At 71.3% G+C, this 13,948-nt stretch carries 8 protein-coding genes; all 8 read left to right on the top strand.

The features are described from left to right. Window positions 1-465: 465 nt before the first annotated feature. The gene (locus tag M8C13_RS08480; RefSeq protein ID WP_252479932.1) at window positions 466-3,027 is read left to right on the top strand and encodes a LuxR family transcriptional regulator; all 2,562 of its coding nucleotides are present in this window, start codon (window positions 466-468) and stop codon (window positions 3,025-3,027) included. Window positions 3,028-3,030: 3 nt separating this feature from the next. After that, window positions 3,031-5,859 carry an AAA family ATPase gene (locus M8C13_RS08475; protein WP_252479931.1) on the top strand — a complete coding sequence of 943 codons (2,829 nt, stop codon included), beginning with the start codon at window positions 3,031-3,033 and terminating at the stop codon, window positions 5,857-5,859. Window positions 5,860-6,055: 196 nt separating this feature from the next. After that, a complete protein-coding gene (gene asnB / locus M8C13_RS08470) occupies window positions 6,056-7,903 on the top strand; it encodes an asparagine synthase (glutamine-hydrolyzing) (RefSeq protein WP_252479930.1) in 1,848 nt (615 codons plus the stop codon). A gap of 74 nt (window positions 7,904-7,977) precedes the next feature. Further along, window positions 7,978-9,417, top strand: a complete 1,440-nt coding sequence (locus M8C13_RS08465) for an NDP-hexose 2,3-dehydratase family protein (RefSeq protein WP_252479929.1) — start codon at window positions 7,978-7,980, stop codon at window positions 9,415-9,417. Between the two features lie 75 nt (window positions 9,418-9,492). Continuing rightward, a complete protein-coding gene (locus tag M8C13_RS08460; RefSeq protein WP_252479928.1) occupies window positions 9,493-10,893 on the top strand; it encodes a glycosyltransferase in 1,401 nt (466 codons plus the stop codon). Between the two features lie 21 nt (window positions 10,894-10,914). After that, the gene (locus M8C13_RS08455) at window positions 10,915-11,901 is read left to right on the top strand and encodes an aldo/keto reductase (protein WP_252479927.1); all 987 of its coding nucleotides are present in this window, start codon (window positions 10,915-10,917) and stop codon (window positions 11,899-11,901) included. A gap of 24 nt (window positions 11,902-11,925) precedes the next feature. Then, entirely contained in the window at window positions 11,926-13,185 is a 1,260-nt protein-coding gene (locus tag M8C13_RS45340) for a nucleotide disphospho-sugar-binding domain-containing protein (RefSeq protein ID WP_252479926.1), read from the top strand. 32 nt (window positions 13,186-13,217) lie between these two features. Continuing rightward, window positions 13,218-13,943 (top strand): class I SAM-dependent methyltransferase, encoded by a 726-nt coding sequence (locus tag M8C13_RS08445; RefSeq protein ID WP_252479925.1) that lies wholly within the window; start codon window positions 13,218-13,220, stop codon window positions 13,941-13,943. Window positions 13,944-13,948 lie beyond the last annotated feature (5 nt).

Genomic DNA, 13,948 nt, shown 5'->3' with positions numbered 1-13,948 from the left:
CCGGCGTCGGGTTATCGCCAGGGGGCCGCGCATCCCGGGGAGAGGTGGCCGTCGCAGGCGAGTCTCGGCTGGCCCGGACCGGGAAACTGCTAGGAGTGGGTCCGGGAGTGGCCAAAGGATCCTGGAATCGAGGTTTCTGTTCCGCCTGGTCGGAGATGAGCCGTACCGCCTCCGAGCTGGCGGGAACCTGTCATCAGCGGGTAAGTCCAGGTCGGCGCTCTTCGAAACCAGCGCGTTCCTGGATCAAGCGCAGCTCAAATTTTCGGCAAAACCCCAGGAGTGGCTTCAATATACTTGATATGGGTCTTTGCTGGTCGTCGCCGGTCATGGAGAGTGCGAACTCCAAACCGTACTAAGGGCAGCGGGTTCGAGGGATGCGGATGTGTCGGTCGCCGATCACGAATAGTGCTCGGAGCTGGGTGGGGCTTGCCTTCTGTCGGTTGCAGAACCCGGATAGGGGTCACCATGAGCCTTGTCCACCTCGTCGTCGAGGACGAGTCAGCAAGTGATACTTCGGCGGTCAGCGTTCTGGATGAGTTGGTTGACGAACTGGAAGCAGGTCAATCGAACATTGCCGGTGTCAGCGGCCCGATAGGTTCGGGTCGCTCGTTCCTGTTGCGGCACGCGGTCAACCGCGCGCGTTCATTGGGACTCGGTGTGACGTTAGCGCCGTGCCCACCCTCGGAGTCGGGGATTCCGTACGCGGTGGTGACCAGGCTGCTCTCCGAGCTGCTCCCGCCGGAGCGGATCGCCGACCTCGCGGTCAGCTGCGAGCGCGCCCCGTGCGCGGCCGGCCTCAACGCGCTGCTGTGCCGCGAGTTCACCGCGCTGGCCGCGGGCAGGCCGCTGCTGGTGGCCGTGGACGACCTGCACTGGGCGGACCGCTGGTCGCGGGACTGGTTCGCCGAGATGGCCGGCCGGGCGCCGGAGACGCCGATCCTGTTGCTGGGCTCGGCGCACGGCCCGCTGGAGCGGGTGGTGGCCACCGCCGCGCCGGTCCAGCTGCGGCTGCCGCCGTTCTCCGTGCGGGAGGTCGCCGACCTGCTGACCAAGGCCACCGGCCACCCGGTGGAGGAGGCGGTGGCGCGGGCGACCGCGCGGGCGGCCATGGGCCGGCCCGCGGTGGCGGCCGCGGTGGCCGGGCACTTCGCCGCCACCGGCCAGCCGCTGTCCCCGCCCCGGCTGACCGAGGTCTACGAGGTCGCGCGGCGGGACTGGTCGGAACGGATCGCCAGGGTGGTGCGCACGCTGCCGCTGGACGCGGTGGCCCTGCTGCGCGCGATGGCCGTCGGCGGCCGGGACTTCGGCTTCGAGATGACCGCCGCGCTGGCCCAGCCGCGGTCGGCCGGGGTGCTGGACGCGCTGGAGATCCTGGTCGACGCCGGACTGGTGGTCGGCGGCGGCGCACCCCGGCTGGCCTGCCCCTCGGTGGCGGTGGACGCCTTCTCCGGACGGGACGCCGCGGAGCGCGCCGCCTTGAGCATGCGCGCGGCCGAACTGGGTCGCGCGGTCGAAATGGGAGCGCTCACAGTGGCCGAGCTGCTCGGTGGCGTGCCGGTGGCCGGGCAGCAGTGGGTGGGCGAGGTCTTCGCCGAGGCGTCGGAGTGCCTGCTCAGGGAGGGCAAGCGGGCCGCGGCGGTAGCGGCCCTGCGGCGCGCCCTGCGCGAGCCGATGACCGAGGTCACCAGGGCCCGGCTGCTCATCCGGTTGGCCGGTCTTGAGGTGGTGGACCTGCCGGAGGCCAGCGACGGCAGGCTCCGGCAGGTCCTCATCCGGCACACCGGCCTGGACGCCTGGAGCCCGGTGGTCGAGGCGGCCGACCTGCTGCTGAGCCGGGGTGACGCGGAGACCACCCGCAGGCTGGTCTCCGACGTGCACCGGGAGGCGGCCGCCACCCGGCCGCGCGCCCAGCTCACTCCGCTGGCCGCGCTGGGCTGGCTGGCCCAGGACGAGGCGGGCCCCGACCTGGAGACCCCGGCCGCGGTGCTGCCCGCGCCACCGCCGGTCCCGCGGGACGGGGCCGAGGCCGCGGTGCTGGCCTGGCAGCTGGCCAGCCGGGCCGAGGACCGGCCCAGGGTGCTGGAGCTGGCCAGGACCGCGCTGGCCGAGGACAGCGGCGCGCCGCTGATGTGCCGCTTCGCCGCGGCCCGCGCGCTGATGTGCGCCGATGAGTTCGGCGAGGCCTACGCCGGGTACGAGTCGGTGGTGCGGCTGGCCCGCAGGCGCGGGGCCAGGGCGGCCGCCGCGCAGGCGCTGCTGGCCCAGGCCGGACTTATCCTGCGGCGCAGCGGCGAGGCCGAGCACGCGCTGGCCGGGGTGGAGGCGGCCAAGCTGGAGCTGCCGCCGGAGTCCTGGCACCCGGCGCTGGGCTCCCGGCTGACCGCGGCCGAGATCATGGCCAACATCCGCCTCGGCAGGCTGGACGCGGCCCGGCGGCTGGCCGCTCGGCAGTCCGCGCCGCTGGCCGACCACGGGGTGGGCTGGAGCTTCCTGCTCTTCGCCCGCGCCGAGCTGCTGCTGGTCGGCGGCGAGCCGGAACGGGCGCTGGTGCTCTTCGAGGAGTGCGGCCGGGTGCTGCTCAGCCGGGGCTGGCGCAACCCGGTGCTGCTGCCCTGGCGCTTCGGCGCTTCCCTTGCCCACCAACTGCTGGGCGCCACCGAGGAGGCGCTGGCGCTGCGCGCGGAGGAGGACGCGGTGCTGGAGCGGTGGGGTGTGGCCGACGCGCTGGCCCTGCCGGGGGAGGGGGCGCTGGTCGCCTTCCGGGCGATCGGGCTGGAGATCCCCGACCTGCCCGCGCAGCCGGACGATCAGGCGCCCGCGGCTGATCCGCTGGCCGCGTTGACCCCGGTGGAGCGCGAGGTGGTGCTGCTGGTGCTGGGCGGCAAGGCCAACGGCGAGATCGCCGCCGAGCTGGGCGTCACCCGGCGCACGGTGGAGCTGCGGCTGACCAAGGTCTACCGGAAGCTGGCCGTGCGCGGGCGGGACGAGCTGCTCGCGCGCCTGGGCCCCGCCGTGAGCAGGTGCTGAGTGATGCTGCGGGAACGCGGGCCGGAGCTGCGGATGCTGCGCGAGGCGGTGCAGGAGGTCGACTCCGGCCGCGGCGCCGTGCTGCACATCGGCGGAGCGGCGGGCACCGGCCGCACCGCGCTGGCGCGGGCGCTGGCCGAGCTGGCCCAGGCCGAGGGCGCGATGGTGCTCAAGGCCAGCGCGGCGGAGTCCGAACGGGACCTGCCGGTCGGCGTGGTGCGGCAGCTGGTGAACCCGTTGGTGTCGCGGGGCGGTGATCCGGGGGACACCTCGCACGGCATGCTCTCGGCCATCCTCAACGGCGGGCTGGACCAGGACAGCGAGCTGGGGCCGGGTTCGCTGAGCTGTTTTGTGCACGGGCTGCACGCCACGCTGAAACGGCTCAGCGGGGACCAGACCGTGGTGGCGGTGGTGGACGACCTGCACTGGGTGGACGAGGCCTCGCTGCGCGCGCTGGCCTTCCTGGCCACCCGGCTGCGCGGGGCCAGGCTGCTGCTGGCGGTGACCGCGCCGGACGCGGTGTGCGAGCGGGCCCCGCTGGTGCAGGAGGTCCTGGACTCGGCGGAGTACCGGCTGGAGTCGCGGGCCTTCAGCCCGGCCACCACCGCCACCCTGGCCGCGCAGCGCTTCGGCGCGGACTGCGACCCGGCCTTCGCCGCGGTCTGCCACGAGGTCACCGGCGGGGTGCCGAAGTCCTTGCTCGCTCTGCTGGATCGCGCTGCGGCACAACGGTTGTGGGGCCAGTCGCCGGATGTGCCGCGGATGCGCGAGCTGGCCGGGTCGCTGCGCCGGGAGCAGCTGCGCGGCCTGCTGCGCCGGGACCGGGTGGTCTCGGCCTTCGCCACCGCGATGGTGATCCTGGGCGAGCAGGCCACCGATGTGCTGCTGGCCAGGCTCAGCGAGCTGACCCCCGCCGAGTGCCGCACCGCGGAGAGCGTGCTGCGCCGGATGGGCGGCGCGGTGGAGGAGGTGGTGGGCAAGCTGGTGCCCACCCCCGCGCTGACCAAGGTGGTCTCGGAGGTCATCGGCTCCGCGGAGAGCTCCCGGCTGCACCGCGCGGCCGCCGACCACCTGGAGGAGTGCGGGGCCGGCCCGGAAGAGGTGGCCGGGCAGCTGGTCCAGGTGGACGGTATGCACGACCGCAGGGGACTCGATCTGCTCAAGGCGGCCGCGGTCTCCGCGCGCAGGCGCGGCGCGCCGGAGACCGCGGTCCGCTACTTCCGGCGGGCGCTGCTGGACTCACCGCCGGATGACGGCCGCCGCGCGGAACTGTTGCTGGAGCTGGCCGCCACCGAGCTGGATGCCTGGCCCGCGGCGGCCAAACAGCACCTGGTGCAGGCCGCGCGGCTGCTGCCGGATGACCGCAGCCGGGCCGTGGCGCTGTCCTGGATGCCGCTGCGGGTCTCCGGCTACGACCCGCAGCTGGCCGAGCTGCTGCGCGAGGTGCGCGGCAAGCTCGGTCCGGAATGCGCGCTCAGCGGGCACGAGCGCAACGTGGCGCTGCGGCTGGAGGCGCGCTGGCGGCAGGCCGGGATGACCGACGGCAAACTGCTGGCCACGGCGGGAAACCGCTTGCGGGAACTGGGTTTTGACGGCAGCCGGGCCTGTCCGGCCGAGCGCGAGCTGCGGGTGGTGCTGCTGGAGGCGGTGACGCTGACCGGGGAGGTGCACTGCGCCGAGGTGGCCAGGATGGCCCGCCAGATCGTCGCGCAGGTGCCGGCCAGCTCGGTGCAGATCAGCTCGTTCATGCAGATCCTGCCCGCGGTGCTGCTGGCCGCGGACCAGGGCGACGCGGCCTCCTCCTGGCTGGAGGCGGTGCTGGCGCACACCCGCAGGCCCGCGCCGCCGGCCTTCCAGTCCCTGGTGCAGGCGCAGCTCGCCTTCACCCAGCTGGGCCGGGGCGAGGTGGCCAGGGCCAAGGAGACCGCGATCAAGGCGGTGGACCTGGTCGGCGGGGACACCCAGGAGATGATCGTGACCTCGGCGCTGGCGCTGGGCGCGGTCGCCATGGTCACCCGCGACGTGGAGCTGGCCAAGCGGGCGCTGGAGATCACCGGTTCGGAGACCGACCTGCGGATGTACACGTTGCGGCGCACCATGCGTGGCGCGCTGGCCGAGGGCGCCGGTGACCACGAGGGCGCGCTGGCCCAGGTGCTCGACGGCGGCAACCGGCTGGAGCGCGCGGGCTGGCGCAACCAGGCGGTGCTGCCCTGGCTGTGCCTGGCCGCCGGGCTGCACCACCGGCTCGGGCAGCGCAGCGAGGCGGTCGCGCTGGCCGAGGAGCACCTGCGCCGGGCGGTGGCCTGGGGCTCGCCCAACGGGATCGGCCGGGCCAGCCACGTGCTGGGCCTGCTCACCCCCGGCCCGCGCGGCATCGAGCACCTGCGGCAGGCCGCGGAGACCTTCCGGCAGACCGGCAACCGGACCGAGCTGTCCTGGACGCTGCGGCGGCTGGGCAAGCGGATGCGCACCACCTCACCGGCTGAGGGCGAGCGGGTGCTGGCGCACGGGATGCGGCTGGCCGAGCAGCTTCTGGAGTCCTCAGGGGCAGAAGAAGGCATCCTGACGAGAACTCGCCAGCGGCCCGATCCGGTGCTCAGCCCGAGCGCGCCTGCCCCGGCTTCGCGGCTGACCAGGACCGAGGCGACGGTGGCCGAGCTGGCCGTGCGGGGGCTGGGCAACCACGAGATCGCGACCCGGCTGGAGATCAGCCGCAGGGCCGTGGAGAAGCATCTGACCAGCTCTTATCGCAAGCTGGGCATCGAGCGCCGGGCCCAGCTCGCGGACGCGCTCGGGGTGGTCGCGGGACCCGCCGGCGGACCGGCGGGCTGACCGCGAAGGGGACGTCGACGGGGGTGGCGGGCTGGCCGGAACCGGCCGCTCGCGGCCCCGTCGGCGATTGGTGCATCCCGCGACACTGGGGAAGTCACTAGATCTGCGCCGGTACCACTGCATCGCTGCGGCCGTCGGCATCCGGCGAGCGCTGGATGTCGTCTTTCCTGTTCCCGAGCGTGGTGGAGGCTTTCGCATGTGCGGAATCACCGGCTGGATCGCATTCGATCGTGACCTGACCCAGGAGCGGCAGGCCCTGGAGGCGATGACGGACACGATGTGCTGTCGTGGCCCCGACGACGGCGGCGCGTGGGTCCGCCGCCACGTCGCCTTCGGCCACCGCCGCCTGGCGATCATCGACCTGGCCGGTGGCAAGCAGCCGATGAGCGTGGACACCCCCGACGGCGAGGTGGCGCTGACCTACAGCGGCGAGGTCTACAACTACGTCGAGCTGCGCGACGAGCTGCGCGCCAGGGGTCACCGGTTCACCACCGCCAGCGACACCGAGGTGGTGCTGCGCGCCTACCTGGAGTGGGGCCCGGAGTTCGCCGAGAAGCTCAACGGCATGTACGCCTTCGGCATCTGGGACGCCCGGTCCGACCGGCTGGTGCTGGTGCGCGACCGCCTGGGCATCAAGCCGCTGTACTACTACCCGACCGAGGGCGGGCTGCTCTTCGGCTCGGAGTCCAGGGCGATCCTGGCGCACCCCGAGGCCGAGACGGTGATCAACCTCGAAGGCATGCGCGAGATGTTCGGCGCCTGCAAGACACCGGGACACGGCGTGTGGGCCGGGATGCGTGAGGTGCGGCCCGGCGGACTGGTGCTGCTGGACCGGAGCGGGTTGCGCGAGCGGGTCTACTGGAAGCTGACCCCGCGCGAGCACACCGCCGACCTGGACACCACCATCGGCGAGGTGCGGGACCTGCTCGGCGACATCGTGCGCCGCCAGCTGGTCTCCGACGTGCCGCGCTGCGTGCTGCTCTCCGGCGGCCTGGACTCCAGCTCGCTGACCGCGGTGGCCGCGCGGGAACTGGCGGAGCAGGGTGAGCGGGCGCGCAGCTTCACCGTGGACTTCACCGGCCTGACCGACAACTTCCAGCCCGACTCCATGCGCGGCACCCCGGACTCGCCGTATGCCAGGGAGGTGGCCGCGCACGTCGGCGCCGAGCACCGGGACATCGTGCTGTCCCCGGATGCCATGCTGGACCCGGAAACCAGGGCCGCGGTGGTGCGGGCGCGCGGGTTCCCGATCGGCATCGCCGATGTGGATGTCTCGCTGTACCAACTGTTCAAGGCGATCCGGGAGCACTCCACGGTGGCCCTCTCCGGCGAGGGCGCGGACGAGGTGTTCGCCGGGTACCCGTGGTTCCACATCCCGGCCATCCGCGAGTCCGGCATCTTCCCGTGGATGATGCCGCTGGTGGAGATGCTGGCCGAGGCCGAGGTCGACGAGATCTTCAACGACCGGCTCTCGGCGAACCTGGACCTGGAGACCTACATCCAGGACCAGTACCGCACCGCGGTCGCCGAGATCGACCGCTTCGACGGCGACGACGATGACGAGCACGCCACCAAGGTGCTGAAGTACCTGCACATCACCCGGTTCCTGCCGCTGCTGCTGGACCGCAAGGACCGGATCAGCATGGCGGTCGGGCTGGAGGTGCGGGTGCCCTTCTGCGACCACCGCCTGGTGGAACAGGTCTACAGCGTGCCGTGGGACATGATGACCTTTGACCGCAGGGAGAAGAGCCTGCTGCGCGCGGCCACCGGCCCGCTGCTGCCGGACAGTGTGGCGCAGCGGGTGAAGAGCCCGTACCCGGCCACCCAGGACCCGCGCTACGCTGCCGAGCTCCAGCGGATGGCCAAAGAACTGTTGGCGGGCAAGGACCACCCGGTCTTCGAGATCATGAACCGCAAGTGGGTGGAGGAGACGATGAGCGTGGATCCGGCCGCCATGCCCGAGGTGGTGCGGGAGAGCCTGGACCGGGTGCTGGACGCGGCCTCCTGGCTCGAGGTGTACCGGCCGCGGCTGGACCTGGGCTGAACTCTGGGGAAGTCCCTACCCCAGCGCGTGTACCAACGGCAGTGAGCATGCAGCCGATGGCGCGAGGAGCCGTTATGAGCAGTCGGACCGGAACCCCGCCCCTGCGCAAGCCGGACCAGGTCCTGCGCCATCGGCTGGCCCGCTCGGCCTGTGAGGTCGCGGGCACCCGGCACTCGCCGGGCGATGTGCTGGCCTGGATGGACGAGCGTGCCCAGGTGCAGACGCACGAGGTCGAGGTGATCCCGTTCGACGAGCTGGACCGCTGGGGCTTCGACCGGCTCACCGGCAACATCCAGCACGACACCGGCCGCTTCTTCAGCGTGCAGGGCCTGAGCGTGCAGACCAGTTCGGGGCCGGTCGGCAGCTGGACCCAGCCGATCATCAACCAGCCGGAGATCGGCATCCTGGGCATCCTGGTCAAGGAGTTCGACGGGGTGCTGCACTGCCTGATGCAGGCCAAGCAGGAACCGGGCAACGTCAACGGCATGCAGCTGTCCCCGACCGTGCAGGCCACCCGCAGCAACTACACCCAGGCGCACGGCGGGGCCGCGGTGCCGTACCTGGACTACTTCCGCGACTTCGCCCGGCACCGGGTGCTGGCCGATGTGCTCCAGTCCGAGCAGGGCACCTGGTTCTACCGCAAGCGCAACCGCAACATGATCGTGGAGGTGGACACCGAGGTCGAGCTGCTGGCGGACTTCCAGTGGGTCACCCTCGGGCAGCTCAACGCGTTGCTGGCGCACGACGACGCGGTGAACATGGACGCCCGGACCGTGCTCTCCTGCATGCCCGCGGGCTTCGAGGGCGCGCACGACACCGTCGGCGACGGGCTGGCCGAGGCGATCGCGCGCTCCTGCGACGCCTACGCAGGCAGCATCTCCTCCAGCGCGGAGGTGCTGAGCTGGATCACCTCCCGGCAGTCCGAGCACCAGATCAGCACCGAGCTGATCCCGTTGCGCTCGGTGCGGAACTGGCGGCACACCGAGCGGGAGATCCACCACGAGAGCGGTGGCTTCTTCAGCGTGATGGCGGTGCGGGTCAAGACGAACAGCCGCGAGGTCTCCGGCTGGACCCAGCCGCTGATCCAGCCGCACGGCCTGGGCGTGGTGGCCATGCTGGTGAAGAACGTGGACGGCGTGCTGCACGCGCTGGTCAACGCCCGCGTCGAACCGGGCTACCTGGACGTGGTCGAGCTGGCCTCCACCGTGCAGTGCAGCCCGGAGACCTACACCAAGCTGGGCATGGAAGAGCACCGGCCCCCGTTCCTGGACCACGTGCTCAGCGCCGAGCCCGGCCGAATCCTGTTCGACACCGTGCTCTCGGAGGAGGGCGGGCGGTTCTACCACGCGCGCAACCGATACATGGTGATCGAGGTGGCCCCCGACTTCGGCGGTGACGAGCTGCCCGACTACCGCTGGCTGACCCTGCACCAGCTCAACGGGCTGCTCCAGCACAGCCGCTACGTCAACGTCGAGGCGCGCAGCCTCATCGCCTGCCTCCGCGGCCTGCGCTGACGCTGTGGTACTGGGGTATTCCCGGTGGCGGGTGTGGGAGAACGTACTGGTGTCGTCTCTGGGAAGGTGCTGCGGATGAGTGCGGATGACCGGCGGCCCGTGTTGTTCGTCAGCAGGCCGGAGAGCGGGTTGCTGAACCCGATGCTGGTGCTGGCCGGTGAGCTGGCCGATCGGGGGGTGCCCGAGGTCTGGTACGCCACCGACGAGTCGCGGCGCGGCCAGATCGAGGGGCGGGGGCTGTCCTTCGCCTCGCTCGGCAGGGGCGCGCCGGAGCTGTCTCTGTCCACAATGGACGATGAGGCGTATTCCCGGTTCTCCAGCCGGAAGCGGTTCGTCTCGCACCGGGAGTCGCTGCGGATGGTCATGCAGCCCAAGCTGATGGCCGAGGAGTACCGCAAGCTGACCGCGGCGGTGGACGAGCTCAAGCCCGCGCTGATGGTGATCGAGAGCGCCAGCAGCTTCGCCACCTCGCTGGCCATCGCGCGCGGCATCCCGTTCGTGGCCACGCTGCCCTTCCTGCCCAGCCACTCCTACGCCTCCTGGGTGCCGCTGCTGGCGAAGTCGCACCTGCCCAAGGGTTTCCCGCGCCCGAACACCGGGCTGCCCTACCCGATGAACCCGCTCCAGAAGCTGCAAAACACGCTCTTCGGGCTGCGCACCTTGGCGATGTATATGGGGCCGAAGATGCGGCCGCACCTCCAGGAATATGTCAAGTTGCAGATCGAGTGCGGCATCACCCGGGAGGCGATGCGCACCGACGGGCAGGTCACCGACTCCAAGATGGTGATGGCGTTCTCGGTGGCGGAGGTGGACTTCCCGTTCCCCAAGCCGGAACGGCTGGAGCTGACCGGCGCGATGTTGCCCCCGCTGCCGGAGGTGTCCGGCCGCACCGAGGTGGGGGACTGGCTGGATGTGCGCGACTCGGTTGTCTACATCGGACTCGGCACGCTGGCCAGGCTCAGCCGCGCCGACGTGGCCGGCATCGTGCAGGTGGCCAGGAACCTGGACGGCCGGCACCACGTGCTGTGGAACCTGCCCAGGGAACGTCACCAGCTGCTGCCCGCGGACCTGCCGTCGAACCTGCGCATCGAGTCCTGGCTGCCCTCCCAGTACGACGTGCTGGCCCACCCCAGCGTCAAGGTCTTCTTCACCCACGCCGGCAGCAACGGTTTCCACGAGAGCCTGTACTTCGGCAAGCCGATGGTGACCCGGCCGATGTTCGCCGACTGCCACGACATCGCCACCCGCGGCGAGCACTTCGGCGTCAGCCTGACCGTGCGCCGCCCGCACCTGATCGAGCCCGCGGACATCACCGCCAAGCTGACCAGGGTGCTGACCGAACCGTCCTTCCGGGACAACGCCGAGCGGATCGCCAAGGTGCAGCAGGCCGCCGGTGGCCGGGAACGGGCCGCGGAGCTGCTGCTCCAGCTGCTCAAGGGCGAGTTGGCCGAGCAGCCGACCCGGTCTGCCACCTGAGCGCGGGCCGGAGGAGGAGTCATGGAGTACACCACGTTGGGCCGCACCGCGTTGCGGATCAGCCCGCTCTGCTTCGGCACGTTGAACCTGGGGGTGCGCACCACCACCGAGGAAGCCTTCGCGCTGCTGGACCTGGCGCTGGAGCGCGGGATCAACTTCCTGGACACCGCGAACCAGTACGGCTGGCAGAAGCACAAGGGCTACACCGAGGAGCTGCTCGGCGAGTGGTTCGCCCTGGGCGGCAACCGCCGGGAGAAGGTGGTGCTGGGCACCAAGGTCGGCAACCCGATGACCGACCTGCCCAATGACTCCGGCCTGTCCGCGCGCAACATCATCGCCTCCTGCGAGCAGTCGCTGCGGCGGCTGGGCACGGACTGGATCGACGTGTACTACATGCACCACATCGACCGGTCCGCGCCCTGGGAGGAGGTGTGGCAGGCGATGGAAACCCTGGTGTGGCAAGGCAAAATCCGCTACGTCGCATCCTCCAACTTCGCCGGCTGGCACCTGGTGGAGGCCCAGGCCAGCGCCAGGGAACGCAACTTCCTCGGCCTGGTCGCGGAAAGCTGCGTCTACAACCTGGTCACCAGGACGGTGGAACTGGAGCTGATCCCGGCCGCGCAGAAGTACGGCCTGGCCGTGCTGCCCTGGTCGCCGCTGCACGGCGGACTGCTCTCCGGCGCGACGAAGAAGCTGGCCGAGGGCACCGCGGTGAAGACCGCGCAGGGCCGGGCCCAGGTGGCCATGGCCAAGCACGCCGACGCGGTGGCCGCCTACGAGAAGCTGTGCCAGAGCCACGACCTGGACCCGGCCGAAGTGGGCCTGGCCTGGGTGCTGAACCGGCCGGGGGTGACCGCGCCGGTGATCGGGCCGCGCACGCAGGCCCAGCTGACCGGCGCGCTCAACGCGCTGGAACTGAAGCTGCCCCAGGCTTTGCTGGACGAACTGGACCTGATCTTCCCACCCGTCGGCAACGGCGGCCCCGGCCCCGAAGCGTGGGCCTGGTAAGTCTACTGAGGACGGAGTTCGGCTGTGCGGGTTCTCTTCGTCAGCTTCCCGGCTGCGGCCCATGTCTACCCGATGGTGCCGCTGGCCTGGTCGCTGCAGGCGCAGTGCCACCAGGTGCGGGTCGCGGTGCACCCGTCGATGGCGCACGAGGTCGGGCAGAGCGGCCTGAACGCGGTCGCCTTCGGCTCCTGCGAGAACGAGCGCATGCAGGCCATGCTGGAGTTCAACGCGAACCTGCACGACCTGGAGGAGCTGGACAACGACCTGGCCATCCGCGGCTTCGAGCCGGATGAGCCCTGGCACCAGGCCTGGCTGACCCTGGTCGGCGCGTTGTCCTTGCACACGCCCGATCTGGACGAGCTGGTGCGGCTGTGCCGGGACTGGAAACCGGACCTGGTGCTGTGGGACCCGCTGTGCATCCAGGCCGCGGTGGCCGCCGAGGCCACCGGCACCCCGCACGGCAGGCTGTTGTGGGGCCAGGACAACGTGGGCTGGATCTGGGAGCGGTTCTCCCGCCGGGAGAACACCGGCGACATGATCATCGAGGGCTCGCTGGACTGGATGATGGCGCCCATGCTGGAGCCGTACGGGCTGGAGTTCAGCGAGACCCAGATCCTCGGCGAGTTCAGCATCGACCAGCGGCCCGCGGACTGGCGCATCCCCACCGAGATCGACTACCTGCCGATGCGCTGGGCGCCCTACAACGGTGGCGCGGTCACCCAGGACTGGGCCACCACCGCGCCCGAGCGGCCCCGGGTGGTGATGACCTTCGGCACCTCCGGCCGCGGCCGGATGCTGTTCCAGGTCAGCGGATCCAGCTTCGAGGACACCGTGCGCGCGCTGTGCGAGCTGGACATCGAGCTGGTGGTCACCCTGGACAAGACCAAGCCGATCGAGAACCCGCCGGAGAACCTGCGGATCGTGGACTACGTGCCACTGAGCCAGATCCTGCCGACCTGCTCGGTGATCATCAACCACGCCGGCGAGGGCTCGGTGATGACCGCGGGCGTGCACGAGGTCCCGCAGCTGCTCTGCCCGGTGCCCAACTGGGGCGAGCACAACGTGGCGCGCGGGGTGGCCGCCACCGGCAACGGGCTGGTGCTCGGCGCCGAGGAGTTCACCCCGGAGAAGGCCAAGCAGGCGGTGGCCCGGCTGCTGACCGAACCCGGGTTCCGGGCCGGCGCGGCCCGTTTCCACCAGGAGCTGCGAAGCCTGCCGTACCCGGTGGAGCTGGTGCCGCTGCTGGAAGAACGGGTCCGGCAGCACCAGCGGCGCACCGGCTGACCCCGGACCACCCGAGACGAAAGAGACGACCCATGGGCACCGAGTACGGCCGCCGCCAAGCGGCGATCTACGACGCGATCTACGGCAACCGCAACGGCAAGGACTGGCACGCCGAGGCCGAGCTGCTGGCCGGCCAGATCCGCGAGCTGAAGCCGGATGCCACCAGCCTGCTGGACGTGGCCTGCGGCACCGGCAACCACCTGGCCACCCTGGCCAAGCACTTCGACACCGCCGACGGCGTCGAGCTCTCCGCCGGCATGGCCGAGGTGGCCGAGGCCAAGGTGCCCAGTGCGACCATCCACGTGGCCGACATGCGCGAGTTCGACCTCGGCCGCCGCTACGACGCGATCGTCTGCATGTGTTACAGCATCGCCTATCCGACCTCGGTGGCCGAGCTGAAGAAGGTGCTCAGCCGGATGGCCGCGCACCTGGAGCCCGGCGGCGTGGTGATCGTGGAACCGTGGTGGACGCCGGAGACCTTCCTGCCCGGCTACTTCACCGCCTCGGCCTACCAGACCGAGGAACAGGCCATCACCCGCGTCTCGCACACCGTGCGGGACGGCAAGACCAGCCGGATGACCATCCACTACACGGTCGCCGACGCCGACGGGGTGGAGAGCTTCACCGAGCTGGACGTGCTGTCGCTGTTCCACATCAGCGAGTACACCGAGGCGTTCGAGTCCGCGGGCCTTACGGTGGAGTACCACCCCGGTCCGCCCACCGGCCGGGGCCTCTTTATTGCCACCGCGCCGCGCTAGGGGAG

This window comes from Crossiella sp. SN42, from assembly GCF_023897065.1.
Lineage (GTDB): Bacteria > Actinomycetota > Actinomycetes > Mycobacteriales > Pseudonocardiaceae > Crossiella.
This window is presented reverse-complemented; position numbering and strand designations above follow the sequence as displayed.

What these genes read in the sequence shown, in the direction of transcription:
- M8C13_RS08455 (WP_252479927.1), top strand. Translation starts at nt 10,915, where the DNA reads ATGGAGTACACCACGTTGGGCCGCACCGCGTTGCGGATCAGCCCGCTC.
- M8C13_RS08465 (WP_252479929.1), top strand. Translation starts at nt 7,978, where the DNA reads ATGAGCAGTCGGACCGGAACCCCGCCCCTGCGCAAGCCGGACCAGGTC.
- M8C13_RS08480 (WP_252479932.1), top strand. Translation starts at nt 466, where the DNA reads ATGAGCCTTGTCCACCTCGTCGTCGAGGACGAGTCAGCAAGTGATACT.
- M8C13_RS08445 (WP_252479925.1), top strand. Translation starts at nt 13,218, where the DNA reads ATGGGCACCGAGTACGGCCGCCGCCAAGCGGCGATCTACGACGCGATC.
- M8C13_RS08475 (WP_252479931.1), top strand. Translation starts at nt 3,031, where the DNA reads ATGCTGCGGGAACGCGGGCCGGAGCTGCGGATGCTGCGCGAGGCGGTG.
- asnB (WP_252479930.1), top strand. Translation starts at nt 6,056, where the DNA reads ATGTGCGGAATCACCGGCTGGATCGCATTCGATCGTGACCTGACCCAG.
- M8C13_RS08460 (WP_252479928.1), top strand. Translation starts at nt 9,493, where the DNA reads ATGAGTGCGGATGACCGGCGGCCCGTGTTGTTCGTCAGCAGGCCGGAG.